Raw genomic sequence first — 26,431 nt, 5'->3', positions numbered from 1 at the left:
GACCTCGGCCTCCGACAGTGCCGTCCTGGTCATCACACACCACATCCCCGATTCATCGTGAGAATCCAGTGTTGCGCTGACCTATTGAGAGCACCGCGCATTCCGCGCGTTCTCACGAGTAGCGGCCGATTATCCCAAGTTCATGAATGAACGGGCTCCTAAATCCCGCGTTTGCGCGCTTTCATGTCGTAACTTGATGAATCGTGAAGCATCTGTTGACTGCGGCCACGATGGTACTGGGTCTTTCGATCACAATGGGGCATATACCTGCCCGCGCGGAGGCGGATCCGCCGGAATCTCCGGTGTCGGTTGCCCCATCAGTTGGTGTACAAGAGGGTCCGAACCCGCTGCAGCAGTGGATCGATTCCCATCTTCCCGCGCCGACGAAAATGCTACCGCGAGCGGCGCGGCCCCTTGCGGCACCGAGTGATCTGCCGCAGGAACTGATAGCGCTGTGGAATGCCGTGCAGTCCGCGCCGTCCGGTGACCCACTGTTCGACACCTGGCCGGCGGATCTCGCCCGCTATGCGCCCGGCGACATTCTGGAATGGCGGGATGTGACGGCGTCGGCCACGCCGACGATGTTTCTCATGAACTTCACCTCCATTGCACGCGCCACTCTGCTGAAATTCCGCACCACCAACTCCGCCGGTGAGCCCTCCATCGGCACCGCGACGCTGGTCCTGCCCCCCAAGGCGTGGACCGAGCCCGGCAGCCAGCCCGTCTTGGTGAACGCGCCGGCCACCAACTCGCTCAACAAGCGCTGCACCCCCGGTTACATTCTCTCCCACGGCATGGAAGTCCCGACCGGCAACGATTTCACACCGTCGCCGACCGCCTGGGCGATCGAGCACGGCTACGCGCTGATAATCCCCGACCACGAGGGCCCCCTGATGGCCTACTCGGAGCCGACCGTCGCCGGACACAACCTGCTCGACTCCATTCGCGCGGTCCGCAATTTCGCCCCGGATCAGTTCGGCGAGAGCCGTTTCGCCTCGACCGGATACTCAGGCGGTGCCGTCGCTTCCCACGCTGCGGCCATGCTGGTACAGGAATACGCACCGGAACTGCTGCCGTATTTCGCCGGCGCGAGTTTCGGTGGATTGGTCACCGACTATCGCCGGTTCGCCCACGCTTTCGACGGTTCCTACATCTCCGCGTTCCTGCTCACCACCGCGCTCGCGCTCGGCCGGGAGCACCCAGAAATCCTCGGCCTCATGAACCATGCGGCGCAATGGGTGGCGACGTCCCCCATCAAAGATAACTGCAGCGGCAGTTTCGGCGCACTCGGGATAATGCCCATCCCGGTCGACACGATGGCCACAATCGATAAGTCGCTCGACAGCGAATCGGCCGAGGTGATCTTCCAACATCTGAGTATGAGCGGCCGGAAATCGGGTGTGCCGCTGTTCATTTACCACGGTATCCACGATCCTTGGATTCCCGCGCCGGAGGCCGAGCAGCTGTGGCGCGAGCAATGTGCTCTGGGAGTGGCAGCGACGAAGAATATCGTCGGCGGTGAACATCTGGCGGCCTACGTCAGCTCCTATAGCGCGACCATGGATTGGATGGATCAACGATTGCGCGGTGTGCCTGCGACCGGAACATGTGCCGCGACACCCGACGGACGGTGACGCTGCCGTCCATCGCGGCGTGGTCCACCGGTCGCGGCGCGGAGACCTGCGCCTCGCAACCGATCTCGGATCCCGTCGACTGACGTCATAGTTCGCCGATGACGGGCGTCGGAATTCACCAGCGTAGCCATTGGTGACAACTGGGATGCCGAACCAGCCGTACCCGACTTGCTCTCGGTCCGGTCCGAGTAGGTCCCGCCGTGTCCACTGCGAAGGCCCGGTCCAGCAGGACCGGGCCTTCGTCGTTTCTGCTCGAGCCGGCTTCCGGACGCCGGCAGATGACCCTTGCGTTAGTTCAAATATGTTCAACTGGGGCAACATTGAACTTCGAGACGCTGTGGGATGCCCTGCCTCATCGGGGTCGCTCAGCCGCCTGAAGTTCAAAAAATTTCACACCTGAACTTCAGGCTGTGATTCGACGGCAACCGACGTGCGACAAGGTATATGGGACGACTGGAGGATTGGATGGCGCAGGGGGGAGCGGGCGGCTTCGGGGGCAGGCTGAGTCGGCGTGCTGTCCTCGGCTCGGCCCTGGCCGCAACCTGGCTGGTCGGGGATATTTCCTCGGACAGCGTTGGGCGGGAGGTTCAACGGAACCCGGTGAACGCGGCGCGGGATCCGGCTCATACCGATGTGTTGTTCGTTGGTGCGCATCCGGACGATGAATCGAGCAACCTGTCCACCTTCGGACAGTGGCACGAAGACTTGGGCTGGAGCACCGGCGTCGTCACCGTCACGCGTGGCGAGGGTGGGGGCAATGCCGTCGGACTGGAGGAAGGGCCGGAGTTGGGTCTGATCCGGGAGATGGAGGAACGCAAGGCGACCGCCTTCGCCGGGATCGAGAATATCTATTACCTCGACAAGCCGGACTTCTGGTACACCCTCTCCGCGCCGCTGACCGCGCGCATTTGGGGCGAGCAGGACACCATGGCCAGACTGGTGCGGCTGGTGCGGCTGACCACGCCGCACACGATCGTGGTGATGGACCCCCGGCCGTTCAACCAGCATGGCGGCCACCAACTCTCGGCACGTCTCGGTATCGAGGCGTTCCGACTGGCAGGGGATCCACTGGCGTATCCCGAGCAGATCACCGGTGAAGGGCTGACGCCGTGGCATCCCAGTAGGCTTCTTGCCCAGAACTACGGGTTCGACTCGTTGCTCGGGCCAGACGCACCCAAACAGCGACGCACCGATCCTGACACCGGTTTGCCGGTCATCGGTGTGTGGTCCGGCGCTCGCTCGCACGAACACAACATGACTTGGGCGCAGGTCGAGCGCGACGCGACTCGGCTTTATCTGACACAGGGTTTCGGCGCGATGCCTGCGCAAGTGTCGTCGGACCCGGGGCAGCTCGGTTCCGATTGGTTCACGGTACTGGCTGAGGACGGTCGGTTCGTCCAGGCGGCCGTGCACCGGCAAACCGGACTGAAGCCGCTGTACGCCGAGTTCCGTGACTGGGCGGACCGCGCCGGGTTGCCGTGGTTGGCCAACCGGGTCCAGCCGAACTATCCACCGAATCCGAGCACCACGATCCCGGCCGTCGCGGCCGCGCCTGTCCTCAATGGCGTCGAGGCACCCGGGGAGTACCCGGGGCCGGAACTGCCGCTCGCCGTCTGGGAGGGCGGCGGCGGATGTGCGGCGACAGCGAAGCTGGTTCGGCACGACGACGACCTGTACGTGCTGGTCAACGTCGCCGACGACCGAAAGGGCGCCGAACTGGCGGCCGACGACATCAAGCGGCATTGGCGCACCGACTCGATCGAGATCGTCCTCGACCCACGCGGCGACTCCGACGACACCTCGACCACCCTGAAGACCGGGATCCTGCCGTACACGGCAGGCCGAGGTGGCCCAGCTGCCGAGCGCGATGCCGACAATCATCAGGGTGTGGCGGCCGAGGCAGTGCCGGGGATGCAGGTGGCCGCGTTGGTCACCGAGCCGTACCGGGGATACTCGATCGAGGTGAAGATCCCGCTCACCGGGCTTCCCGCCGCGGTCGATCCCACCAAGTTCGCGATGAACATCCTTGTCTACGACTCCGACACCGACGACAAGACCGGCCAGATCCGCCTGGCCTGGTCGCCATTCGGCAGTGCCCAGGCAGACCCCTACGTGTGGGGCACCGCGACACTCCTCGGCTATCGACAGCCAGCGGACCGCTCGACGACCGAGGTGCCGCCCGCCATTCCGCAGACCGCCGCGCGTAGCGCCGACTCGTCCGCGTCGTTGGCCCAGACCAGACGTACCGGAGTGCCGATCGCGGGCAGCCCGCGGCCCAGACTCATACGCTAGCTCGCGTTTGCGGTTCCGGAACCTGCATCGTGGCCGGATGTGTGGCTGTGCCATCGCCGGAGTCTCCAGCGGCGAGTCGAGTTGTGCCCGGCCAACCGGTGTTGTCGACCGGCATCCGGTCGCGGACCGGACCCGCAGCCGATGGTCGCAGGATGTGATCCACCCTATAGTTCGCGGCTGAAACGAAAACCCTGTTCGCTCAGATGATCTAGAAGCGTCCGCCACGTGGGCGGGCCCCTACCGTGGAGGAAATATGACCCGACCTGTTCTACTCGCGGCCGCGGCGGCCACCATCGCGGTGGTTCTCACGGCGTGTGGTGGTGAGGGCGTTTCCGATGCCGGTCCTTCGGGATCGAGCACCGTTTCCACACGCGTTTCGACCTCGACGGCCGCCGCCAAGAGCACTGAGCCGGCCGCCGGGAGCACTGAGCCCGCCGCCGAGACCACCAAGCCGGCTGCCGAGACCACCAAGCCCGCTGCCTCGGCGGCACCCGAACCTTCGACCGCACCGCCGACGGCCGATCCCTGCGCCGAGGTGACCCGCGAGTACTTGATAACCACGTTGAGAATGACGGGGTCGCCTCGGTTTCCGCTGGCCGATCTCCAGCGAGCACGGTGCAGCGGCACGTACGCATCGGCGCAAAGCATGCCGGACGGCGCCCTCCATCCGGAGATGTATCTGTTCAAGTACTCCGAGCTGAACGGGTGGCGCGTGATCGATGTCGGCAACGCCCTCGACTGTGTGAACAGGCACGGCGTTCCGGCGGACGTAGGCCGTGAAATCGGCTGCGCCGCATAGACCCATCCACACTCCCGAGCGAAATTCCCTTCTGACCTGGGTCGGAAGGGGATTTTTGTCATTAGACCACTCGCAGAGCGGAACCAGAACGGGACCGCAGGTGCTCGGAGAGCTTGTTACCGGCACCGTGTGATCTGGCGGCCGAGGCGGCAGTATCCTCCGACGGGCACGAGTTCCGCCGGACCACGAGGATGCATCGATGTCGTCACCCATACCGGGAGTCGTGGCCTGGGCGGTGATCGGATACGTCACGGTGCTCCTGTCGGCTCGGTTATGGCTCGGCGGCCGTGCTGTTATCGATCGGCTCGTCAACCACACGGGCCTGTGGAGCATCGCGACCCTGCTGATATACCGGTGCGCATCGACGCCAACCATCGATGACCCGGCGAATCAGCTTGCCCTGGGCTGCATTCTCATGACCACCACATACCAGTACAGCGTCGGTCGGCTCGCCAGCGCCGATTCCGAGCCGGATACCGTATGGCGCCACCAGCGCAACGCCGCTCTCCTCGCCTTGGCCGCGACGGCCTCGATAGTCCTGGCCGCGGCATCGGCGAGATATTCGGGACGATCGGTCGACCTGCACCTCGCGGGGGTCGGACTGGGCATCGGTTGCGCATTCGCCGTCACCTATAGCACGTTCGTGATCACGCGCATCTGTCTCGGCGCACTCCGCGATGTCGATACCCCGCGCGCGGCGCGGATCGTGTGTATCGGCCTGATCGGTAGCAATGCCGTTCTCTGGGGTGCGCAGGTACTCTCGCTGTCCCAGCCGGCCACTGGATGGCCCGACGGACCACAACTGTCGCTGGTTCAGCCTGCGTTCACCCTGTGGGTGGCGATCAATACGACACTGCACGCGATCCCGCTGGTCGCGGAGTTGGTGCTGCGAGCGGGTATGGATCGCGCCACCAGAACCTGCCGTCGGCTATTGCCGCTGTGGCGTGATCTCACCGCGGCGGTCCCGGAGATCGTCATGCCCGTCGATGCGCGGCACGGCTCGGATCCGGCCACCCGGCTACTGCGGATGACTGTGGAGATTCGCGACGCAATGCTCCACCTAGGCGCTTATCTCCCGGCCGAAACCGATGAAACGCAACGCAATACCGTGCGAGAGCCCGCATCGGACCGGGGGACTACCGATTACGCCCATCGGCTGATCCGGGCGGCGCAGGCCAGAAAGGCGGGCCTACCGCCCGCCGGCACCGGCGCACCATCGCTATCGCCCGTGGTCGCACACGATTTCGACGCCGAGCTCGCGCACCTGGTCGACCTGGCCCGCATTTGGCCGCAGGCCAAGGCCGGCGCCGGCAGCCGCCCCGGTCCGATCGTCGGGGCGCCGCAGACGTGGCTTGCCGCGCGAGAACCGTTGCCCGGCTGGATCAACCCGGTCCGCCGAACACGACGACGCAAGAATTTCTGGATCCGGCCGCGTTAGGCACGACCGCTTTCTCGTGCGGCCGCGTCGTCAGCGAGGGGAGCAAGCTGCTGCTCGACAGGTGGTGACCGAGCATCAACGACTCCGATCCGTTGGGTGCCCTGCGGTTGCGGGCATGACGGATTACGTCATATCGACCGCGCAAAGTGTCGATTCCCGGCGGATTCCCGGCAGCAGGGGGCGGGGCGTGCGGCGTCTATCCATACTCGGTCCCATCCGTTCCAAGAAGGAGTGAAAGATGCTGACTGTCCTGCCCATCAGGTACGTCTCCGATGTGGAAGCGTGCCGTAAGTTCTACGCCGGCCTCGGCCTTGTGTTCGATTCGAATGCGAGTCTCGATGTGTGGGCACAACTCTCGGCCGATGCCGGAGCGGTCGGGTTGCACGATTTCAGGGTGTCGAAGGGACGCCCGGTCGGATCGGTCGAACTCGGGTTCGCGACCGATGAGAAGCTGGAAGTAGTCGCGGGCCGGTTGCGCGAGCAGGGTTACGACTGTGAGATCTTCGACGAGGACTTCGGTCGCAGCTTGCGGGTCGTCGATCCGGACGGCGTGACGATCCAGATCCAGGAGATCGACATAGACGTTGCCAGAGCATCCGAGTCGGCCTTGTCAACGCACGCGCCGAGCGAGTAACGCCCGGGCACCGCAACTTTCCGGCTGCCAGCGGACAGTAAATCCCTCAACAGGCCTGGATCGACGTCCGCACCTGTGCCTGCGCGGGCAGGCTCTGACCGGCTTGCGTGAGCCCTGACCGGGACGCCCGAGACCGATCAACAGCACATCCGCGACATCGGCGGCAAGATCGCGGCCGGGCGCTGGTGGTCGAGATCGTCTTGATAAGCCTGGGCGTTCTTGCGTATGCGATCGAGGTTGTCCAGCTGGTCGTCGGTGCGGGCGTGTTCTTCGTGAATGCGCGATCGCGGCCATAGGTTTCGTGTTAAGAGTGATTCGTGGTGGAGGCAATCGAGCCGGTCGGCAGTTCGGGCGCGGGCGACGCGGTCTGGTTGCGTCTGGAGGATCAGGTGCGCTGGTACGCAGACAAGAGCCGGCGAGCCCAAAAGGCTTACAAGCAAGTAAAACTCGGTCAAATCGCGGTCGGTGCGATCGTTCCGGTGCTTGCGGCGACGGGTGTGGCGGGCTACGTCACGGCCATCGTCGCCGCGGCGGTGGTCATCGGGGAAGGGGCGCAACAGCTGTTCCAGTGGCAGTCCAATTGGATCCACTTTCGTACGGCCGCGGAAGCGCTCAGGCATGAGCGGTTTCTCTACCTGGCCGAAGCCGGTCCCTACACCGGAGCGGACCGACGCCGGATACTGGCCGAACGGATTGAGGCGCTTACTGCCGGGGAGAACAGAGCATGGGCCGTCGAGCGGGTGGGTCCGAACCGGTCGAATCCGGCCGCGGGGAACCGGGCGCCGGTAGACTGAGCCCGTGGGGGCGTCCCGAGGCGCTGGGTCCAGTTCTTCTGTGAGGCAATGGAATGCGCATCCGTGCCGGTGGGTCGGTATTTCTCAGCCATACCTCCGACATGGCCGGATATCCGGCGGACCGATCGTTCGTACAAGTAGCTGTCGACGCGGTGCTGAAGGCCGGTTTGCGGCCGGTCGATATGAGCCACTTCGCGGCATCCAGCGACGTCCCGGCCGAGTATTGCGAGCGGCGGGTCCGTGAATGTGATGTCTATCTGGGTCTGATCGGCTTCCGGTATGGCAGCCGGGTACCGGGAACCGTCGAGGACCTCTCGTATACCGAACTCGAGTTCGCCGCCGCGACGCGGGCGCGTATCCCGCGGATCATTTTCGTATTGCACGAAGACGCGCCGATACCCGTCCGGCTGCTCGATCGCGACCGCGACGATATCGATGCCTTCCGGTACCGGCTGCAACATGCCGGACTGATTGTCCGAAAATTCGAGTCGGCGCAAGACCTGGGCGCGGCGGTACTGCACGCCCTGTATGAACTCCGAAACGAACACCTGGCCGCCGAAAACGTTTCGGACTTCCCGTCGGTTACCGCGCGTCGGCCGTGGATGGCGCCGCCGCTGGACCGCATGGTCGAACGCCCGGAACTCGGCGGTTGGCTGATCGATGCGCTCTGCGCCCCGAGCCCTGTCGACGTCGGGTTGACGACGGGGCTGCGCGGCGCGGGCGGGTTCGGCAAGACGATGCTCGCCAATTGGGTTTCCCACCAAGCGGAAATAAAGCAGCGCTACCCGGGTGGGCTGCTGTGGGTGGCGCTCGGCCAGGAGGTGCACGGCGCGGACCTGGCCGAGCGCATCAATGACATCGCATATCTGTTGGATGGGAAGCGGCCGTCGATCTCGGAACCTGATATCGCCGGTGCGGAACTGGGCCGGCTACTCGACCAGCGCCCGCCGGTGCTGATGGTCGTCGATGACGTATGGGAGGAATCGCAGCTACGGCCGTTCCGCTATGGCGGGCGGGAATGCACCCGGTTGGTTACCACCCGCATACCAGACATACTGCCGAGCCGCTGTGTGAGCATTCCGGTCGATGAGATGTCCACCGCGCAGGCAGGCGAACTGGTCGGCAGTGGCATCGACGGGCTCGCGACATCCGTCGTCGACGGGTTGATCCGAGCGGCGGGCCGGTGGCCGGTGCTGCTCAACCTGATCAATGGAGCGCTGCGCCACCGGGTTTCCAGGGGGGAGTCCCCGCAGCATGCTGCCGCGGATGTGCTGGGGCTGCTGGCGAAACAGGGACCTTCGGCACTCGATACCACCAGGTCCACGGAGCGAGCGCGGGCAATCGAAGCGACTATGAACGCAAGCCTGCGTCTGCTCGACCGCGAAGACCTGGGACGCTACCTCGATCTGGCAATCTTTCCGGAAGACGTGGAAATCCCGATTCCGGTGCTGGAGATGCTGTGGCCGGGCCGTCGGGGCGATGCGCTGTGCGGGGAGCTGGTCAACCTCGGGCTGGTTGCGGACTATCGGCTCGACCTTCCTGGCCCTCGGTTGATTATCCACGACGTGATCCGGGCATACTTGCGCGCGCACCGCAGTCCGGCGCAACTGCGAGACGCGCATGCCCGCTTGATAATGGCGGTGCGCGCGCGATTGCTGCTGTCCCAGCAGACCCCACCGACGCCGTGGTGGCTGTTGCCCGCGGAGGATTCCTACCTCTGGCGCTTCGTGCCGTACCACCTCGCCGAGGCAGACCTGATCGACGAACTGGCCGCCTTGGTCTGTGACCTGCGTTGGACCGAGGCGAAAACCCGGCTGCTCGGTTCGGTGATCGGTGCCGCGGCCGATGTGGCACTGGTGGACTCCGGTGTCGCCAACGCGCTGTACCACGTGCTCAACCGGTCGTCCCGTCTGCTGGAACCGATACCGCCGCCTACCGCGCTGGGCGCGACGCTGGCCAGCCGAGTGCACGGAATACCCGCGCTGACAACGGTTTTGGACCAGTACCTGCCCTGCCTGCCCGCCCCCCGGCTGGAGCCGCGTTGGCTGCTACCCGACCGGGTCACGTTCGAGGACACCACAAGCGTGGCGGTCGGCGCGGTGACCAGTTGCGCGTTCTCCCCGGACGGCGTGCTGCTCGCGACCGCGTGCGGCGACGGCACGATCCGATTCTGGCGCACTGCGGATGGATCCCTGAGCTCGATACTGCCCGGCCATGCCGGTGAGATTTTCTACTGTGTCTTCGCACCGAACGGCCGGCTGGTCGCGGCCGCCAGTACCGACGGCCGGGTGTGGCTGTGGGACCTGGCCACCCGCACGCTGTGGACCGTCCTCGTACACGCCGAGTGGGTGACCAGTTGCGAGTTCTCCCCGGATGGACGACTAATCGCGACGTCCAGCGATGACGGTGTCGTCCGGCTATGGTCGGTCGCCGACGGCACCTTGGCCAGTACCCTCACCGGTCACACCGGCCGGGTGACCGACTGCGCGTTCTCTCCGGACGGAACCCGCATCGCCACCACCGGTTTCGACACCACGGTGCGCTTGTGGGAGGTGGCCACCGGCCGGCTCGAGCTGGTGCTGCGTGGTCATCGCAACAATGTGTGGGGCTGCGCGTTCTCCCCGGACGGTGCGCTGCTCGCGACCACGGGGCACGACAGCACCGTCCGATTGTGGCGCTGCGCCGACGGGACGGAATCGGCGGTGCTGACCGGACCCGACATGTGGATGCGCAAATGCGCATTCTCCCCGGACGGAACGCTGCTCGTCGCCGCCGCGGGAAACGGGGTGGTGCCGCTGTGGCGGGTATCGGACCACACCGAGTACGGCGCCATGACCGGGCATACCGACTGGGTCCGCGAGTGCCACTTCTCGCCGGACGGAAACCTGGTGGCCACCACCGGGTTCGACGGAACAGTACGGCTGTGGCAGGTGGCGGACTGCACCGCGCAGCTGGTACTCGGCGGTTCGTCCACCAGGGTGAACGGTTGCGCGATATCCCCCGACGGGAAAACACTCGCCGCAGTGGGCAACGACCAGACCGCGCGGCTCTACGACGTGTCGAGCGGACGCGAACTGGCCACGCTCCGTGGACACGTGGACTGGGTGCGCGACTGCGCGTTCGCTCCTGACGGAAGCCTGCTGGCAACCGCCGGCAGCGACGGTGTGGCGCGACTGTGGGACATCGACTCCGGGACCGAGTGGGCCACGCTGCACGGCCATTCCGACCGGATCCGCCGCTGCACCTTCTCGCCGGACGGCAGGCTGCTCGCCACCGCGAGCAGTGACCGCACAGTCCGCCTGTGGGATGTCGATGCCCGCCGCACGGTGAAAGTGCTTACCGGTCACCAGGAGTGGGTGGAGAGCTGTGCTTTTTCCTCGGATGGAAACCTGCTCGTGACCACCGGTTTCGACATGCAGGCCCGAGTGTGGCGGGCTCCCGACTGGGCCGAGGTGGCCGTGCTGTCGGGGCACACGGACAGTGTGACCCACTGCGCCGTTTCGCCGGACGGAGCGTTGCTGGCCACGGCTTCCGACGACCAGACGACACGAATCTGGCGGATCGCCACTGGTGCGAGCGAGACTGTGCTCGAGGGCCACACCGGATGGGTCGAGAACTGTGCGTTCTCGCCGGATGGCGGCCTGCTCGCCACAGTCAGCAGTGATCAGACGATACGGCTGTGGGACCTCGCCACCGGTCGGTGCCATTGCGCGCTGCGGCTGGCCGCGCCACTGCTCGGCGTCGCCTGGCATCCGGACGGTACCTGCCTGTGCGCCGTCGGAGACGCCGGGATCTACCTTCTCGCGTACCGGAGATGACGCCATGGTTCACGACCGAGATCCTGGCACCGGCTGCGCAGACGGACGTCGAATCTATATCCACCGACACACATTGCGCTGCCTCATAATTCAGGCACCCGAACTGGGCCCGGAGGTGTGCGATGTGCTGGCCGTGGTACGCGCTGCGAAGCTGATCCACCATCACCTCGTCGAAACAGGCGGCCTCCTCGGCTTGGTGCGCCCGGTGATCGCGGACCGGTTCGACGACTCGTTCTCCTGGAAGGCGCCGCTGTCGTCGCTGTTGCACCGACTGGCGTACCGTCCGTGCTTCCCGCGCGACCGCGGGGCCGTGTGGCCGGTACTCCAACCGGAGGAAGGCGTGATAGCCACGTGTACCGAGGCCGGTTACTACACATTTGCCACTGGAGAGGCCGCGGCGGAGCGCATGTTCGCCGATCATGTACCGATGGGAGAACTGCAGCAACTGCTGGCCGCCGGTCGAGGGCCGGGCGATCTCACCATCATCAAGGGGAGGAGCTTGGCTCGCGTCGACCCACGGCTCGGAGTGGGCCGGGTGGGCCGTCGGTACGCGGCGGCACTGGCCGCCGGTTCGGCCGCCGGGCACCGGACAGACGAGGTCGACGCACACAGCCGTGCCGACTGTCTGGCACGGGTGCAACAGCTCGCCGATTCGGTGCTGCCCAGCGCCACCGCTGACGAACGCCGGGTACTCAGCGACCTGACCGCTTCGCTGGCGCGTTCCTTCCAGCTGATGAATAGCCTGTAGCGGGGATGGGCAGATGACCGATCACATCAAGAACGTGGAATCCCACAGGCGTAGCCAGGCGGGGCACTCGAATACCGCTCGGGCGCTGGACACTTTGGATGCCCGGCTGCGGATGTGGGAGCAGGAGCGCGGCTATTCCGGTATCGCCGTAATCGCACGCGGTGGGGTGCGGGAGTTCGAGGGTTGTTATGGGCTGGCGAATCGGTCCGAAGGCATTCCCGTCAGTACGGAAACCCGTTTCGGTTTGGCGTCGGTGACGAAGATGTTCACCGCCGTCGCTGTGGCCCGTTTCGTCCGCAGCGGGCTGGTCTCCTTCGACACCGCGGTACGCGACATCCTCCCCGCCGGCCGCCGACCGACCACGCTGCGCCCCGATGTCACCGTCCACCATCTGCTCAGCCATACCTCCGGTATCGCGGACTACTTCGAGGAGGGCGAGGACTACGCAGCGTTATGGACGGACCGCCCGAACTATCGGATCCTGTGCCCGGCGGACATGCTTTCGCTGTTCGCGAACCTTGCACCGCATGGGCGACCCGGACAACGCTTTCAGTATTCCAACGCGGGCTTTGTCCTGCTCGGGCTGATCGTCGAGGAGATCGCCGGGGTGCCCTATCCCGACGCGGTCGCGGAGTCCGTGTTCGAACCCGCCGGCCTCACCTCGACCGGTTTCTTCGCTTTGGACGAGGTGCACTCGCACGTCGCCATCGGCTACCTGCCGCCACGAGAGGCGGGCGGGCCGTGGCGGTCGAACATCTACTCGATCCCCTCGATGGGTGGTCCCGACGGCGGAGCCTTCGCCACCGCCGCCGACCTGGACCGGTTCCTGCGCGCCTATGCCGACGGCACTCTGCTGGGTGACCAGTTGCGGGCCGCCATGCTCACGCCTCGCTGCGTGGTGCGCGACGGTGTGGAGGTGGGCTACGGGGTGTTCCTCCACGGCGGCGGACGATTCGGGCACACCGGCGAGGACCCCGGCTGTGAGGTGATGGTTCAGCACCTGCCGGAGTTCGACACCAGCGTTGTCGCGCTGTGCAACATGAACGGCTATGCCCATGAAATCGGTGACCTCATGGTCGAGTTGGTGCTGAAGGGTTTTTCGAGCCGGTAGATCTCGGGTGCGAGGTGGGGCAGGTAACGGGGCGGTGGTGTGGGAGCTGGGCGGCCACGGGGCTGCTGTCGCGGCTGGCGGTGCGGTTGTCCCGCCGAGCCACAGCGGGCCGGACATTCGACTGGTTACGAGAACTGGTCGCGGCATGCGACCTCCTCGGTGTGCAGCGGAGTGTCGTGATCGAATCCGACCAGCGATATATAGCATTTCGGCATCAGTGCCGTGGTCTCGACCATCGTGTTGTTCGGATTGATCCACTTCATCAGGACCAAGGCATGCCCGCGGGTCACGGCCGGTCCGACCGCACTAGATGTACCTGGACATAGGACGGTTCGACTCCGGGCACCGACATCTTCGGATCGGCCGGTAAGGGCCGCCGCGTATCGGAGCGTTTCTCGCTGTAGTTGCCAGCGCCGTAGAAGTGCCGTCGGCGCATACTCTTCGAAAGGTTTGCGCGATGACCATCATGTCCTCGACAGCACGGTGTCTCGGGTTGGTCATCTTGCTGCTGGGACTGACCACACCGGCCGCGGCGACGCCGACGGCTCCGGGACTGGGGCACGCGGGTCGCTGGCTCACCGACGAATTGGGCCGGGTAGTCACCTTGCACGGCGTGAATATGGTCTACAAGTACCCGCCGTATTTCCCCGCAGCGGGAGGTTTCGGCGAGAGCGACGCCCAGTTCCTGGCGGAGAGCGGTTTCAACGCGGTGCGGCTGGGTTTCGCATGGAACGCGGTCGAGCCGCAGCCCGGCGTTTACGACGACAACTACATCGCGCAGATCAAACAGACCCAGCAGCTGCTGGCCCGGTACGACATCTACAGCCTTGTCGATTCCCATCAGGACGCGTTCAACGCATCGGTGGGTGCGAGTTGGAGCGGGTTCCCCGACTGGGCGACGGTCACCGACGGGTTCCCCTTGCAGCCCGACCCCGGATTTCCGTTGGTCTACTTCACGAGCCCCGCACAAAATCAAACGTGGGCGAACTTCTGGCACGACCACGCTGCGCCCGATGGCGTCGGCCTGCAGGAACACTATGCGGCGATGTGGGCGCATGTCGCGCAAAGCTTCGTAGACGAGCCGTACGTGCTGGGCTACGACCTGATCAATGAGCCGTGGCCCGGTTGGGAATACCCGACCTGCTTTCCGCAGGGCTGCCCCCACTTCGAGCGCGGTGTACTCGCGCCGTTCGAAGCAAAAGTAATGAACGCCATCCGCCGAGTCGACCCGAAACATCTGTTGTTCTACGAGCCGTCCATCACCAACGATTTCGGTACGCCGGACTGGATGCCGAATCCCACGGGGGATCCGAACGCGGGGATGAGTTTTCACGACTACTGCTTCGGCCCGATCGACACCTGCGTGAGCAACGGATTGGCTCGCGCCGACCTCGAGGGTGTTGTCGGGCTGATCACCGAGTTCGGCGCGACCAAAGATTGGGCGAAGCTGACTCGTCTCACCGATACATTCGACGACCACATGGCTTCCTGGTTGTTTTGGTCCCAACCGCAGGATCAGACACGTGGTCATCCCCAGGAGCCACCGACCGGCCCCAACCTGATGGACCCGGCGATCGTCCGGCCATATCCACAGGCTGTCGCAGGCACCCCGCTCCAGTGGCATTACGACAGTGCGACTGGGACGTTCACCCTCCGATACAGCGCCCGCCGCGCAGATTCCGGTCAACCGTTCCCCCGTGATGCCCGGACCGAGGTATATCTGCCACAGAGCAACTACCCCGACGGCTACCAGGTCGAAATCCAGGGCGCCGATATCGTGTCGGTACCCGATGCCCGGCTACTTCAACTCGCCACCAGCCCCGGACAGGACACGGTGACGGTGACGGTGACGCGACGGTGACCGGCACCGAGGCCACCTGAGGTTCTCACCGACAGCGTTCGCCACGATGTCGAGTGTCTCCCGGCATCAGTCGGTCCTTCCTGCCCAAGCATCAGGTTCGGCGGGTCTGGCCATGATCCAGTAGCTGAGCTTCCGCCGCGACGGCGTGATCCGGTCGCTCTCGGCGCGCCCCTGGTTGAGGTATTCCGTCGCTCGAGGACAGGCCGATTGTCCGGAACGGTCTCGGGGATGTCGGTCTAGTGGCCCCTGGCCACTGCGGCGGTGTTGCCCAGCTGACGGCCCGCCCACTCGGGGTCCTCGTACTCGCGATCGACCTCGGTAGCGCCGCCGGCGCCGATGGCTGAGCGGGTGGTATCGAGGACGAAGTTGATCACGGCTTCGGTGGCGTCGCCGTGGCGCTGTTCGTGCAGCAGGTCGTGCCCGGCGCCTGCGAACTCACGCATATCGATATTGCCGCGAGCCCGTGCCCACTCTCGGATGGGTTCGATCGGCGCGATCCGATCGTCGTCGCCGTGTAAGAGAAGTGTCGGCAGGTTGGGGATGTCGATGTTCCGCGTCGCGACATCGCGGGGTGTTCCGCACAGGATTGTCGCCGAAAGTGACTGCATTTCCTCGGTATTCGACTGTAGGGCGATCACACCGGCGCCTGCGCCGAGTGAATGGCCCATGAGTGCCAACGGCTCCGGGTGCGCGCTGCGGGCACGTGCGACGAGCAGCCGTGCGTTCGCCGCGAGATCGGTGATCGGTGCCAAGGTGTCGGGATCGCCTTCGCTCAGGCCGTGACCGGGGTGGTCGAGCGCCCACACCTCGATGTCGCGTCGGCCCAGTGCCCGGCCGAAGCGGTGGTAGTCCGCGCTCTGCTGTCGTAGGCCGTGCAAGAAGACCACGACGGCACGAGGGTTGTGAACCGGCCATATTCGGTAGTGCACGCGGCCGCCGACGCCATCGAAGAACATGCGGAATATTCTGACATGAATTAGGTTAGGCTAAGCTGTGTCGATGGTCACCTGAATATCGCTGTGGTCGAATGACACTCGCCGTGCGACAGGCCTGCGGTGGGAGCGTATGCGCAGCGCGGCCAGTAGATGGACGAGCGGTAGCCGACATCGTTGAGACTCAGGAAGATCCCTTCCTGGTGGTCGCCCATCCTCGAGCCCGCTCCTGAGGGCTGGGTTCAACACTCCGTTGTGTCGGAAGTCGCATGCTGCTTGCCTGTTCGTCGCCCGTGCGGGTGTGCTTGTGATGTAGAGCGAGCCAGATGCGGTCGCGGGTGACCGGCAGGTCGGTGAAGCGGATTCCAGTGGCGTCGCGCAGCGCGTTGGCGAGGGCAGGCGCTACTGGGTTGAACGGGCTTTCGCTCATCGATTTGGCGCCGAGGGGGCCGATGGCATCGCTGGTTTGCATGAAGGTGACCTCGGTCCGTGGGACATCGGCGTAGGCGGGAAGTCGGTAGCGACGAAACGCTGCGGTGGTGACTTCGCCGCGGTCATCGATGCGGACGTTCTCGAATAGCGTTGCGCCGAGAGCTTGAGCGACGCCGCCTTCGACCTGGCCGCGACACTGCATAGGGTTCATGACCTTGCCCGCGTCGGCGGCGTGGACACTGCGCAGGATGCGGAGTTCACCGGTGTCAGGGTCTACGGCGACCTGGAAGAGTTGGGCGTTGAACGCGACCGAACGTGGGGTGCCGCCCCAGTGGCCGTCGGCGGCGAGAGTTCGGCCGTCCGAGGCGGCCAAAGAATACAACTCCGTCAACGGAACACAGCGCTCGCCGCAGAGCACGGCTGTTTCGGTCAATCGGCAGACAGAGCGGTCGAGCCCGAAATATGCGGCGGTGAAAGAACATAACTGTTCGGCGAGCGCTGCCGCCGCATGGAGTACGGCCTTACCCGCGACTACGGTTCCTGTGGAGCCGAACGCGCCGGTGTCGTGCCGTACGACATCGGTATCTGACTGCCGGATCGCGACGCGCTCGGCGGTGGTGGCGAGTTCCTGCGCGGCGATCTGCCGGTGGACGGTGGTGGTGCCGTTGCCGAATTCGGCTGTCCCGACGGCGAGGTCGTAGGAACCGTTGGCCAGCAGGCTGATTCGGGCATCGGCGAAGTGCCCGCCGGGCGGGCCGGTTGCGATCATCGACAGCGCGGTACCGGTGCCGGTGAACCAGCCCTCCGGAGCGGGGGGAAACGGCTCGGCAAGCGCTTGCCGGATGATGCTGAGGCACTGGTCGAGCCCGTAGCTGGCGATATGCAGATCTTCCTCGTGCCCGCCGGGTGTGATCATCGGTTCGCCGGGGCCGATCATGTTGAGTTCACGGAAGGTCAGTGGGTCGATGCCGAGTCGTCGGGCGAGTTCGTCCATTACCGACTCGATGGCGAACACGACCTGTCCTAGTCCGTAGCCGCGAAAGGCGCCTGCCGGAACGGTGTTGGTGTAGACGGCATAGCCGTCGGCTTTCTTGTTCGGGCACCGGTAGACGGCCAGTGATTCACCGACAGCGTGGAAAAGCACTGCCGGACCATGGTTTCCGTACGCTCCGGTATTCGACACCACCCGCGCTTCGATGGCTGACAGCGTGCCGTCGCCGCGTGCCCCTGCTTTGATCCGGATGATGAACGGATGCCGGGTTGTCGCGCCGTAGAACTGTTCGGCGCGTGTGTATTCGAGCTTGACCGGCTGCCCGAGCCGTAGCGCGGCAAGAACGACGATGTCCTCGACGAGCATCTCCTGCTTGCCGCCGAAGCCACCACCGACACGACCTGCCACCACGCGCACGCGATCGAGTGGAAGGTCGAAGAGTGCGCAGAGCGCGCGGCGGGTCAGAAACGGTGTCTGGGTACTGGAACGCACATTCAGTCGGGCGTCGTTGTCGAACCATGCGACCGCGCCATGTGTTTCGAGGCTGGCGTGCTGGACCCGCTGAGTGCGGAAGGTCTGTTCGTAGACGATCGCGGTATCGGTGAATCCGCTCGCTACGTCGCCTATCTCGCCGTGTACCTCGCCGACGACATTGTTTTCGGGTCGGGCGATGCGGGCCATGGCGGCGTCCTTGTCGTGGACTATCGGAGCGCCGGGCCGCATCGCCTCTTCCGGGTCGAGGACGAAGGGCAGTTCTTGGTAGGTGATGTCGATGCGCCGACACCCCTCCTCGGCGGCGGCTTCGCTGTCTGCGACGACGGCGGCGACGCGCTGTCCGACATAGCGGACGACGTCGTCGAGCACGCGGGTGTCGGCGGGGTCTTCGTCCGGGTGCTCGTGGCGAGCAGTGGAGTAGTGCTTGGCAGGCGCGTCGCGGTGGGTGAAGACGGCCTGCACGCCGGGGACACGCAGCGCATCCTCGATGTCGATGCGCAGAATCCGGGCATGGGCGTGTGGTGAGCGCAGCAGTTTCATGTGCAGCAGACCCGGGATGTCGACATCGAAGGTATATCGGGCGGTGCCGGTAACCACCTGAGGTCCCGCTGGTGCGCCGAGGTTGCGGCCGACGGCCGCACCCGCCTCTGGATCCTCGGTGTGCTCCACGCCCCGGATCGCGTCCTCGATCGCCCGATAACCCGTGCAACGGCACAGGTTTCCTTTGAGTGCCCGTGGTAGATCGGCGAGCTGGGTTTCGTCGAGGGCGGCGGTGGTCATGAGGAAACCAGCTGTGCAGAAACCGCATTGGAATCCCTGTGCTGCCAGGAACCGTTGCTGCACCGGATGAAGTTCCCCGTCGCGCGCCAAGCCCTCCACCGTGGTGACGTGCCGGCCCGCAGCGCGGACCGCGGGATAAATGCAGCTGTGTACTGGTGCGCCGTCCACGTGCACGGTGCATGCGCCGCAGTCGCCCGCATCGCATCCCTTCTTCACGCCGAACCAGCCGCACTCGCGCAGGTAGGTGCGCAGGCACTGGCCGGGGCGGGGTTCATTGCCGAAGGGCTGGTCATTGACGTTGATCTCGAAGCTCATGTCAGCTCATTCCTGATCTCTTCGGCCAACCGCAACGTCATGTGCTTGCGCCATTCCGGTAGGCCGTGGATGTCGTCGAACCACGCGTTGTCAGGGACGGCTGCGTCGATCGCAGTGGCGAGTTCGGCTCCGCCTGGTGGTAGTGGGAACCTGACGAGGATCGGTCGGGTGGTTGAGGCGGTGACGGTCAGCTGTAGTGAGCCGTCGACGTCGTGGGTGCCGATCACCAATACGCCGGAGCGACCAAGGCCGTACAGCGATGCCTGCCGGAAGGCGGTCCGGCGAGCGAGCGCGGCGGCAGGCAGTGTGATCGAACGGAGAAGTTCGCCCTCCCGCAGCGCGTTTTCGCCTGCGCCGGTGACGAATTCGGCGACCGGGAGGCGGCGCTGTTCGCCGGTGGGGGACCACAGCAGACAGCTGCCGTCGAGAGCGGCGGTCAAGGAGATCATCGGCCCGGCGGGCAGGGAGTTACACAGGTTTCCCCCGACGGTGGCCATGTTCCAGATCTTGAACGAGGCCAGGAACGCGTGGCAGCACTGCGTGAACAGGGTGCGCCCGGTGAAGCGGACGAGTTGAGCGATAGTGCAGGTCGCCGCGATCTCCAGATCACCACCCGGCAACCACTTCAACGGCGTCCATCCGGTGCGGCTCAGATCGATGAGCCTGCGTAAGTGCGGCTGGGGTTCGGAGAACAGGTAGGTCCCGCCTCCGAGCCATGCGTCACCGGGTAGCCAGCCGGAGTGCGTGCGGGCATCGCGCACCTCGGCCACAGTGTTCAGGTCCATGCTTCGGCGCCGTCCTCGTGGGTTGGTGCATTCGATTCAATGCGGTGGTCAGGGCGGTGCCATCGGCTGCGGCACACAGAAAAGCCGGTCGCGTGGCGGCGATTGTCGGTTGATCGCACAAGAGACCGCGGGCCGCTGATGGATCTACGATGCGGTGATCGACTGTCGGAGCGGACCGTGCGAGAGGAGCAGATCATGCGGGTAGATGACCTGCTTCATCTGGAATCGATAGGACTGCACCTGGTTTGGGGAGATCCCGGGCTGCTGCGCCGTGAGGTCACCGGGGTGACGGCCACAGACTTGCGGGATCCGACGGCATACCTGCAGTCCGGCGAGGTCGTCCTCAGCGGCCTGGTCTGGTGGACACCTCGCGGTGGTCGTAACAAAGCCGATCAATTCGTGGCAGCTCTGCGCAACGCCGGCGCGGTGGCCCTGCTCGCAGGTGTAGTCCGGCACAACGGCGTGCCCGCCGAGATCGTTCGAGCCTGCCGGGAACAGCAGATCGCGCTAGTGGCGGTTCCGGCTCACACCACGTTTCGAACCATCACCGATGCGATCTACGTGCGCCGCTGGAGTGATCTCAGCTCGCCCACAGATCTCGCGCTACCCGACAACGTTCCGCAGTCGCTACATCGGCTCGTCCGCGACGAGGTGGCGCCGGACGTTCTGCTCGATCGGATCTCCACATACCTCGGTGGCCTGCCGTGTGCCTTGGTGACCGCGAGCGGGCGGACGATCGCTCGCTGCTCTGGTGCGTCCGAGTCTGCTCCCGCTGCAATCGCCGATAGTCTCCGGCGCGCGGACAGCGTGAATCAGCAGATCAAATCCGCGGATGCGCCATATGACGCGTGGTACCTGCACCTGCCAGTCGGGCGGGAGGCACCGCCGCTGATGCTGCGGGAAGTCGCCGAGGTACTGCGCCACTACCGGGAGCTATCGATGCAGGCCCACGCCGCCGGGCAATTGGCCGTGGAGGATCTCTTGGCCGAGCTCGACGACGCGATGTCCGAGCGCGCATCGCTGGCGCTGGCGATGCGTGCCTGCGGTATGGCCGAACAGGGCCGATATCGGGTGATCAGTGCCGCGACGGTGCCGTATCGACGGGTCGATTCGGTCGCGGCGCTACGAGAGTTGGTCTCCCACATCACCGATCGACCCTTTGTCGTGGGCAGCCACGGCGCGCAGGCCGTCGCGATCATCGGCGATATCTCGAATCCGGTCGAGCTAGTGCGATCTGTCCATGACCTTGTGCAGTCCTGCGATCCAGGGACGAGCATCCATGTCGGCGTCGGGTCGGCCGCAGGCACCGCCGAAGAACTCCGCGACAGTTTTGTCCGGTCGAATCACGCACAGCGAGCCGCTGCTTCGCTCGGTCGAGACGTGGCCGCCGCCGAGGACCTCACAACGCTGAATGAACTGCTGGCCGGGGTGTCCGCGCCGGTCCGCGCCGCCTACAGCACCCAGGTTCTGGGCGCGCTGCTGGAACCAGGCGCCTCGCACGCTGGACTCCGCGCAACCTTGGCGGCGTTCCTTGACCACAACGGGTCATGGACCAAAACCGCCGAAGCGCTCTATCTGCACGTCAACACCGTCCACTACCGCATTGAACGCATCGAAAAGCTCACCGGCCGTGACCTTTCCAGTCTCGCCGATCGTGTCGACGTGCGCGCTGCTCTACTCAGTGCCGCCGCCACCGAGCCAGACGACTCGATCCGACACGCATCCTGAACAGGTTGGTTGTCGCCAATCCCTGAGTGCGCCCGTCAGCGGCCGAGACCGCACGGCCAGACAGGGACTACTCGACGCCGAGGGTGACTTCGGTCGATTTGATGAGGACTTTGACGCGGGCACCATCGGCGAGGTCGAGGTCGTCGGCTGCGTCGCGGGTGATGGAGGAGGTGATCTCATCGCCTTGGTCGAGCCGGATTCGTACGACAGCCATCGCTTCACCGCGGGTGACCGAGATGACGGTGCCGTCGAGTTGATTGCGGGTGCTCAGTCGCATGGCGGCGAGTCTACGCAGCGATGCGCCCAGTCGGTGGGATGCGCCGCAGGTCCGAGACCTGGGGTGATTCCCGCCGCTACCGATGGAGGCTGCTGCCAGCAGGCAGGCGCGGGCTGAGTTCACGTGTGTCGAGGTGTTGACCGATCGGGAGGTTCGGGTGGCGGAGCAGGCTGTGTTCGGTGGAGGGTTGCGCCGGGGAGCTGCGGGGGAATCCCGTCCCACGGAGTTGGACGAAGCGATCGGCAAGGCTCGCCTCGAGTTGGAGTCCAATCGGGATCTTGTTCCGCAGGACTGGGTCTCTTACGCCGTTCGAGGCGCGCCCGGTCACGGGAGAACGCAACGTCGAGACGACTCAAGATGCCGTCCTCCCGCAGGGTGTCGAGTTCGTCGCGGTAGTAGAAGTCGGTGGCTTGGTGTTGTTCGACGAACGGTGCGACGCCGGTACCGGGACCGATCATGATCGCCGCAGCGCTGTACTGGAATCGGTTGCCGCCACAGACTTTCCCTCCTAGACCCCATCGACCACACCAACCAGAAGCCAACCCTAAGAACGCCCTGTTACCGGCTGGTCACACGTCTCACGTCGCGCCATTACGTTCACCTCCTCGCGCGTAGTTCGTAGTTGTGCGCGACTGAGAGCCACGTCACCTATATCCCGCCGCGCAGATCTGATTGGGTGGATGCCATGGCCGAGATCTGGTTGTTCTCCTACGGAACCCTGCGACAGCCCGAGGTGCAGCGCACTGTGTTCGGACGTGAGCTCGACGGACACTTCGACGAGATCGCCGGGTACGAGCTCGGCGAGGTGACGATCACCGATCCCGCGGTGATCGCAACCAGCGGCAGCGCACGCCACCCTGTTCTGCTTCCCGCAGACCGCGCCGCCGGGGTTCCTGGCACCGTGTTCGCAATTACCCCAACGGATTTGGCTGCCGCCGACGCCTATGAGGTCGCCGACTACACCCGCGTCTTGCTGCCTCTGGGTTCTGGCCGTCAGGCATGGGTGTACGTCCTCGCATCGGCAGCACCCGAGACAACGCAGAGCAGGTAAAATCCGCGCAGCGCCGCGCCGTGCGACGGTAGTCTTGGTGAATGAGCGCCGGGGTGACGCTGGACGAGCTTGTGAAAGCTATCGAACAGTGCGACATCGCCTCTGAAATGCGTTCCGACTCGGCAATGTTCAGCGTTTCCATATCTTCGACTTCGAATATCGAGGGGACTGGGACCAGTTTTCGCCCGACGTGGCGTAGGGCGCATCACGCTGGATAGGTGTGGATTTCGGTGGCCTTGAGTGCGGCCCACAACGGCGCTCCGATCTGCAGGCGCAAATCGGCGACAGTTGCGGGGGTGACATCGGCGAGAACGGATGGGCTTCCGTCGAGACGGACTCGGGTGGTGTGGGCGTGCTGTTCGAGCCCGATGATGGTGACCGGCCAGGTGTTTCGCGGGCTGCCTGTGGGTTGTTCGAGATGCAGGCTCACTGCGCTTGGAGGAAAGGCGACATGGACTGCGCCCTGGGCTGGTTCGGCCACGGTGAGCGTGCCGTCGTCGAGGTCGACGGTATTTCCGTGGGCGGTGCCGCGATAGAGATTGAGGCCCACCAGGTTTGCGACGTAGTCGGAGCGTGGTCGGCGCGCTACTTCACTGGGCGGTCCTTCTTGGACGATGACGCCGTTTTCCAGTATGACCAGGCGGTCGGCGAGCACCATCGCATCGAGTGGGTCGTGGGTGACCAGCACCGTGTGTCCGGTGTAGTCGGCGAGATGGTGGGCCAGGTCGGAGCGAACCTGCAAACGGGTGCTCGCGTCCAGCGCGGCGAGTGGTTCGTCGAGCAGCAGCAGCTGCGGGTCGGTCGCCAGTGCGCGAGCCAGGGCCACGCGTTGAGCTTGACCGCCGGACAACGCGCGTGGTTTGGCGTGTACGTGTTCCGCGAGACCGACCCGGTCCAGCCAATACTTGGCGTGGTCACGGGCCGCGCGGCGGTGCTGGCCGCGGGCGCGCAGCCCGAAGGCGACGTTGTCCTGGGCAGACATGTGCGCGAACAGCAGGTAGTCCTGGAACACAACGCCGACCGCGCGTCGCTCAGCGGGAATGAACAGCTTCGGCGGTGCGTCCCAGATGTTTTCGTCGAGGCGAATACTGCCGCTGGTGAGTGGGGTCAGCCCGGCCAGCGCCCGCAGCGCGGTGGTCTTGCCCGCTCCATTGGGACCCAGCAGTGCGACAACCTCGCCGGGTGCCACGGTGACGCTGACGTCGAGTTCGAATCTATCTCGGGTGACGCGTATTTCGGCATCCAGGGTCATAACGCACCTCGTGTCCACCGGTCTCGCAGCGCCGCGAGGACGACCACCGACACGAAAAGCAACACCAGGCTGAGCACGATCGCGTCCTCGGGATCGGTTTCCAGGGCGAGGTACACCGCCAGCGGCATGGTCGTCGTCTTGCCGGGGAAGTTGCCCGCAAAGGTGATCGTGGCTCCGAACTCACCGAGGGCACGGGCCCAGCACAGCACCGCGCCCGCGATCACACCCGGCATGACCGAAGGCAAGGTGACCCGCCGGAAGGTCAGCCAGCGCGATGCACCGAGGGTGGCGGCGGCTTCCTCATAACGCGGGTCGGCGCCGCGCAGTGCACCTTCGACGGAGATGACCAGGAATGGCATCGCCACGAATGCTTCGGCCACGACAACCCCGGCGGTGGTGAAGGGCAGCGAGACGCCGAACCATTCGTACAAATGGCGGCCGACGATCCCGCGCCGACCCAAAACCAGCAGCAACGCGACACCACCGACAACCGGCGGCAGCACCAGCGGAACCGTCACCAAAGCTCGCACGAACCCGAGCCCTGGTAGCTCGCCGCGAGCGAGCAGCCACGCTAAAGGGATACCGAGCACGAGACAGACAACCGTCGCCAAGCTGGCACACACCAGCGATAGGCGCAGCGCCTGACCTACTTCGGCACTGAAAAGCCGATCGGGCATGCTGTGCCACGGTGCGCGCAGCAGCAGCCCAGCCAAGGGCAGCAACAGGAACGCCAAACCACAGACGGCGGGCAGCACGAGAATGAGCGGTCGTCGCCCTCGTGCTGCCCGCCGCCGCGCCGACGTCAAGGTCACGGGTTGTCGAATCCTGCCTTGGTGAACACCGTGTGGGCTTCGTCGGACTCGATGAACGTGACGAATGCGGCGGCGGCCGTGGAGTTCGGCGCCTTGGCCAGCGGTGCGATGGGGTAGTCGTTGATCGCCTTGTCGGCCTCGGGGAAATCGATGCCCTCCACCTTGTCGCCGGCGGCCTTGACATCGGTGCGGTAGACGAGCGCGGCATCGACTTCGCCGAGCGTGACCTTTGTCAGCACTGCTTTGACGTCGGCCTCGCGAGTGTCGGGCTGCGGGGTGACACCGGCGACCTCGAACACGGTCTTGGCGGCGGCACCACAGGGCACCTGTTCGGCGCAGAGCGCGATCTTCGGTTCGGTCTTGCCGAAGTCGGCGAGTCCGGTGATGTGGCCGGGATTGCCCTTGGGGACCGCGATCTCGAGGCGGTTGCGCACGAACGTCACCGGCTTGGCGGTGATATCGCCCGCGTCGAGGACCTGCTGCATGTTCTTCGGCGCCGCCGATGCGAACACATCGACCGGTGCGCCCTGTTTGATCTGCTCGGCCAGCGCCGAGCTCGCGCCGAAGCTGTAGACGACCTTGACGCCGGGATGCGCAGCTTCGAACTGCTTGCCCAGCTCGGTGAAGGTCCCGGTCAGCGACGCGGCGGCGAACACCGTCACTGTTCCGGAGATCTTGTCGGTGGGGGCTGGGTCGGACGTTTTGTCCGATCCGCAGCCGATCAATGTCAACGCGACGGTGCCGGTCAGGGCAATCGCACTCAGGGAACGAATCTTCCTCATCCTCATCAACTTTCCGGGATTTCAACAACAACATGAGTGGACTTGACCGACGCGACCGCGACGCTGCCGACCTCGAGGCCGAGCTCGTCGACCGATTCCCGGCTCAGCAGCGACACCAGCTTGAAGGGCCCCGCTTGCATCTCGACCTGGGCCATCACCGTGTCCTTCACGATTCGCGTCACGATCCCACGCATCCGATTGCGTGCCGAGACAGCCACCGTGGCTCCGGGCTCGGGCGCTTCGGAGTTGGCCCGCAGAAACTCCGCGAGCTCGTGGCCGCTGACGCCCTTGCGGCCGCTCTCCAGTTGGATCGCGGTCAGCCGGCCCTGATCGATATACCGCCGCACGGTGTCATCGCTGACACCCATCAGCACGGCGACTTCACTGATCCGCAGATTCGACACGAGTGGCAGCATATTGCCGTATCCACGGAATGTATAGCCATATGCAGGCGCTTCGGCGGATCGTCATCTATGCGGGCGCGCCGGTCGCTCGCGGTGAGAGTCGGCCAGAAGTCCGCGCAGGCGGTCGGCGCCACCGTGTCCGGTGGCCCGACTATGACCACCAGCTCCGTATCGCTCGACAACGCAAAACCACGAGCGCAGCAGGTCCTGGCAGTCATCCGAAAGCCATCGGGGAGCGGTGCGTGGGTGATGCCTGCCGATCGCCG

The 26,431-nt window shown here is 65.2% G+C and carries 21 protein-coding genes; 12 read left to right on the top strand and 9 right to left on the bottom strand.

The genetic code is table 11. The features are described 5' to 3' along the window. Window positions 1-464 precede the first annotated feature (464 nt). The 9 genes from ACFU4Z_RS09030 to ACFU4Z_RS08990 all read left to right on the top strand — a co-directional run bounded on the left by ACFU4Z_RS09030 (window position 465) and on the right by ACFU4Z_RS08990 (window position 13,268). On the top strand, window positions 465-1,634 hold the full coding sequence (locus ACFU4Z_RS09030; RefSeq protein WP_379060872.1) for a lipase family protein: 1,170 nt from the start codon (window positions 465-467) through the stop codon (window positions 1,632-1,634). A 465-nt stretch (window positions 1,635-2,099) separates the two neighbouring features. Continuing rightward, complete coding sequence (locus ACFU4Z_RS09025) at window positions 2,100-3,926, top strand: sugar-binding protein (RefSeq protein ID WP_379060871.1); 1,827 nt, start codon at window positions 2,100-2,102, stop codon at window positions 3,924-3,926. A 253-nt stretch (window positions 3,927-4,179) separates the two neighbouring features. Beyond that, window positions 4,180-4,725 (top strand): hypothetical protein, encoded by a 546-nt coding sequence (locus ACFU4Z_RS09020; protein WP_379060870.1) that lies wholly within the window; start codon window positions 4,180-4,182, stop codon window positions 4,723-4,725. Between the two features lie 199 nt (window positions 4,726-4,924). After that, window positions 4,925-6,163: an MAB_1171c family putative transporter gene (locus tag ACFU4Z_RS09015; RefSeq protein WP_379060868.1), complete on the top strand. Its 1,239-nt coding sequence runs from the start codon at window positions 4,925-4,927 to the stop codon at window positions 6,161-6,163. 238 nt (window positions 6,164-6,401) lie between these two features. After that, window positions 6,402-6,797 (top strand): VOC family protein, encoded by a 396-nt coding sequence (locus ACFU4Z_RS09010; RefSeq protein WP_379060867.1) that lies wholly within the window; start codon window positions 6,402-6,404, stop codon window positions 6,795-6,797. 317 nt (window positions 6,798-7,114) lie between these two features. After that, window positions 7,115-7,591, top strand: coding sequence for a DUF4231 domain-containing protein (locus ACFU4Z_RS09005; protein WP_379060865.1), 477 nt, complete (start codon window positions 7,115-7,117; stop codon window positions 7,589-7,591). A 53-nt stretch (window positions 7,592-7,644) separates the two neighbouring features. Then, window positions 7,645-11,409, top strand: a complete 3,765-nt coding sequence (locus ACFU4Z_RS09000) for a DUF4062 domain-containing protein (protein WP_379060864.1) — start codon at window positions 7,645-7,647, stop codon at window positions 11,407-11,409. Between the two features lie 124 nt (window positions 11,410-11,533). After that, on the top strand, window positions 11,534-12,157 hold the full coding sequence (locus ACFU4Z_RS08995) for a hypothetical protein (RefSeq protein WP_379060863.1): 624 nt from the start codon (window positions 11,534-11,536) through the stop codon (window positions 12,155-12,157). A gap of 13 nt (window positions 12,158-12,170) precedes the next feature. Next, window positions 12,171-13,268 carry a serine hydrolase domain-containing protein gene (locus ACFU4Z_RS08990; protein ID WP_379060862.1) on the top strand — a complete coding sequence of 366 codons (1,098 nt, stop codon included), beginning with the start codon at window positions 12,171-12,173 and terminating at the stop codon, window positions 13,266-13,268. Window positions 13,269-13,393: 125 nt separating this feature from the next. Here the strand turns inward: ACFU4Z_RS08990 and ACFU4Z_RS08985 are convergent, their stop codons facing one another. Then, window positions 13,394-13,558: a hypothetical protein gene (locus ACFU4Z_RS08985; protein WP_379060861.1), complete on the bottom strand. Its 165-nt coding sequence runs from the start codon at window positions 13,556-13,558 to the stop codon at window positions 13,394-13,396. A 167-nt stretch (window positions 13,559-13,725) separates the two neighbouring features. Between ACFU4Z_RS08985 and ACFU4Z_RS08980 the strand changes: the two genes are divergently transcribed. Beyond that, window positions 13,726-15,129: a cellulase family glycosylhydrolase gene (locus ACFU4Z_RS08980; protein ID WP_379060860.1), complete on the top strand. Its 1,404-nt coding sequence runs from the start codon at window positions 13,726-13,728 to the stop codon at window positions 15,127-15,129. Between the two features lie 236 nt (window positions 15,130-15,365). On the opposite strand, the gene ACFU4Z_RS08975 is transcribed toward ACFU4Z_RS08980, so the two are convergent. From ACFU4Z_RS08975 to ACFU4Z_RS08965, 3 genes are all read right to left on the bottom strand, one after another. Further along, entirely contained in the window at window positions 15,366-16,085 is a 720-nt protein-coding gene (locus ACFU4Z_RS08975) for an alpha/beta hydrolase (protein ID WP_379060859.1), read from the bottom strand. Window positions 16,086-16,245: 160 nt separating this feature from the next. After that, a complete protein-coding gene (locus ACFU4Z_RS08970; protein ID WP_379060858.1) occupies window positions 16,246-19,074 on the bottom strand; it encodes a molybdopterin-dependent oxidoreductase in 2,829 nt (942 codons plus the stop codon). Continuing rightward, entirely contained in the window at window positions 19,071-19,859 is a 789-nt protein-coding gene (locus ACFU4Z_RS08965; RefSeq protein ID WP_379060857.1) for an FAD binding domain-containing protein, read from the bottom strand. The genes ACFU4Z_RS08970 and ACFU4Z_RS08965 overlap by 4 nt, the downstream gene beginning before the upstream one ends. Before the next feature lie 195 nt (window positions 19,860-20,054). Here ACFU4Z_RS08965 and ACFU4Z_RS08960 point away from each other — a divergent pair, with 195 nt between their 5' ends. Then, complete coding sequence (locus ACFU4Z_RS08960) at window positions 20,055-21,587, top strand: PucR family transcriptional regulator (protein ID WP_379060856.1); 1,533 nt, start codon at window positions 20,055-20,057, stop codon at window positions 21,585-21,587. A gap of 67 nt (window positions 21,588-21,654) precedes the next feature. Here ACFU4Z_RS08960 and ACFU4Z_RS08955 read toward each other — a convergent pair whose 3' ends face one another. Continuing rightward, window positions 21,655-21,864 carry a molybdopterin-binding protein gene (locus ACFU4Z_RS08955; protein ID WP_379060855.1) on the bottom strand — a complete coding sequence of 70 codons (210 nt, stop codon included), beginning with the start codon at window positions 21,862-21,864 and terminating at the stop codon, window positions 21,655-21,657. A gap of 685 nt (window positions 21,865-22,549) precedes the next feature. On the opposite strand from ACFU4Z_RS08955, the gene ACFU4Z_RS08950 reads away from it, so the two are divergent. Continuing rightward, window positions 22,550-22,915, top strand: a complete 366-nt coding sequence (locus ACFU4Z_RS08950; protein ID WP_379060854.1) for a gamma-glutamylcyclotransferase family protein — start codon at window positions 22,550-22,552, stop codon at window positions 22,913-22,915. A gap of 205 nt (window positions 22,916-23,120) precedes the next feature. Here ACFU4Z_RS08950 and ACFU4Z_RS08945 read toward each other — a convergent pair whose 3' ends face one another. From ACFU4Z_RS08945 to ACFU4Z_RS08930, 4 genes are read right to left on the bottom strand one after another with little or no spacing between them, the layout of a single operon-like run. After that, window positions 23,121-24,167 (bottom strand): ABC transporter ATP-binding protein, encoded by a 1,047-nt coding sequence (locus tag ACFU4Z_RS08945; RefSeq protein ID WP_379060853.1) that lies wholly within the window; start codon window positions 24,165-24,167, stop codon window positions 23,121-23,123. Further along, complete coding sequence (modB, locus tag ACFU4Z_RS08940) at window positions 24,164-24,973, bottom strand: molybdate ABC transporter permease subunit (protein WP_379060895.1); 810 nt, start codon at window positions 24,971-24,973, stop codon at window positions 24,164-24,166. Before modB ends, ACFU4Z_RS08945 begins: the two co-directional genes overlap by 4 nt. A gap of 2 nt (window positions 24,974-24,975) precedes the next feature. Next, the gene (gene modA, locus ACFU4Z_RS08935) at window positions 24,976-25,761 is read right to left on the bottom strand and encodes a molybdate ABC transporter substrate-binding protein (protein ID WP_379060851.1); all 786 of its coding nucleotides are present in this window, start codon (window positions 25,759-25,761) and stop codon (window positions 24,976-24,978) included. Window positions 25,762-25,766: 5 nt separating this feature from the next. Beyond that, the gene (locus ACFU4Z_RS08930) at window positions 25,767-26,165 is read right to left on the bottom strand and encodes a molybdopterin-binding protein (protein WP_379060850.1); all 399 of its coding nucleotides are present in this window, start codon (window positions 26,163-26,165) and stop codon (window positions 25,767-25,769) included. Between the last annotated feature and the right edge of the window lie 266 nt (window positions 26,166-26,431).

Origin of the sequence: Nocardia sp. NPDC057440, from assembly GCF_042802915.1 — a bacterium.
Lineage (GTDB): Bacteria > Actinomycetota > Actinomycetes > Mycobacteriales > Mycobacteriaceae > Nocardia.
Note: the sequence above shows the minus strand (reverse complement) of the source record. Positions and strands in the feature narration are given on the sequence as shown.

Coding starts and splice junctions, on each gene's coding strand:
- ACFU4Z_RS09025 (WP_379060871.1), top strand. CDS start 2,100: ATGGCGCAGGGGGGAGCGGGCGGCTTCGGGGGCAGGCTGAGTCGGCGT.
- ACFU4Z_RS09020 (WP_379060870.1), top strand. CDS start 4,180: ATGACCCGACCTGTTCTACTCGCGGCCGCGGCGGCCACCATCGCGGTG.
- ACFU4Z_RS09015 (WP_379060868.1), top strand. CDS start 4,925: ATGTCGTCACCCATACCGGGAGTCGTGGCCTGGGCGGTGATCGGATAC.
- ACFU4Z_RS09010 (WP_379060867.1), top strand. CDS start 6,402: ATGCTGACTGTCCTGCCCATCAGGTACGTCTCCGATGTGGAAGCGTGC.
- ACFU4Z_RS09000 (WP_379060864.1), top strand. CDS start 7,645: ATGCGCATCCGTGCCGGTGGGTCGGTATTTCTCAGCCATACCTCCGAC.
- ACFU4Z_RS08990 (WP_379060862.1), top strand. CDS start 12,171: ATGACCGATCACATCAAGAACGTGGAATCCCACAGGCGTAGCCAGGCG.
- ACFU4Z_RS08980 (WP_379060860.1), top strand. CDS start 13,726: ATGACCATCATGTCCTCGACAGCACGGTGTCTCGGGTTGGTCATCTTG.
- ACFU4Z_RS08975 (WP_379060859.1), bottom strand. CDS start 16,085: ATGTTCTTCGATGGCGTCGGCGGCCGCGTGCACTACCGAATATGGCCG.
- ACFU4Z_RS08970 (WP_379060858.1), bottom strand. CDS start 19,074: ATGAGCTTCGAGATCAACGTCAATGACCAGCCCTTCGGCAATGAACCC.
- ACFU4Z_RS08965 (WP_379060857.1), bottom strand. CDS start 19,859: ATGGACCTGAACACTGTGGCCGAGGTGCGCGATGCCCGCACGCACTCC.
- ACFU4Z_RS08960 (WP_379060856.1), top strand. CDS start 20,055: ATGCGGGTAGATGACCTGCTTCATCTGGAATCGATAGGACTGCACCTG.
- ACFU4Z_RS08955 (WP_379060855.1), bottom strand. CDS start 21,864: ATGCGACTGAGCACCCGCAATCAACTCGACGGCACCGTCATCTCGGTC.
- ACFU4Z_RS08950 (WP_379060854.1), top strand. CDS start 22,550: ATGGCCGAGATCTGGTTGTTCTCCTACGGAACCCTGCGACAGCCCGAG.
- ACFU4Z_RS08945 (WP_379060853.1), bottom strand. CDS start 24,167: ATGACCCTGGATGCCGAAATACGCGTCACCCGAGATAGATTCGAACTC.
- modA (WP_379060851.1), bottom strand. CDS start 25,761: ATGAGGAAGATTCGTTCCCTGAGTGCGATTGCCCTGACCGGCACCGTC.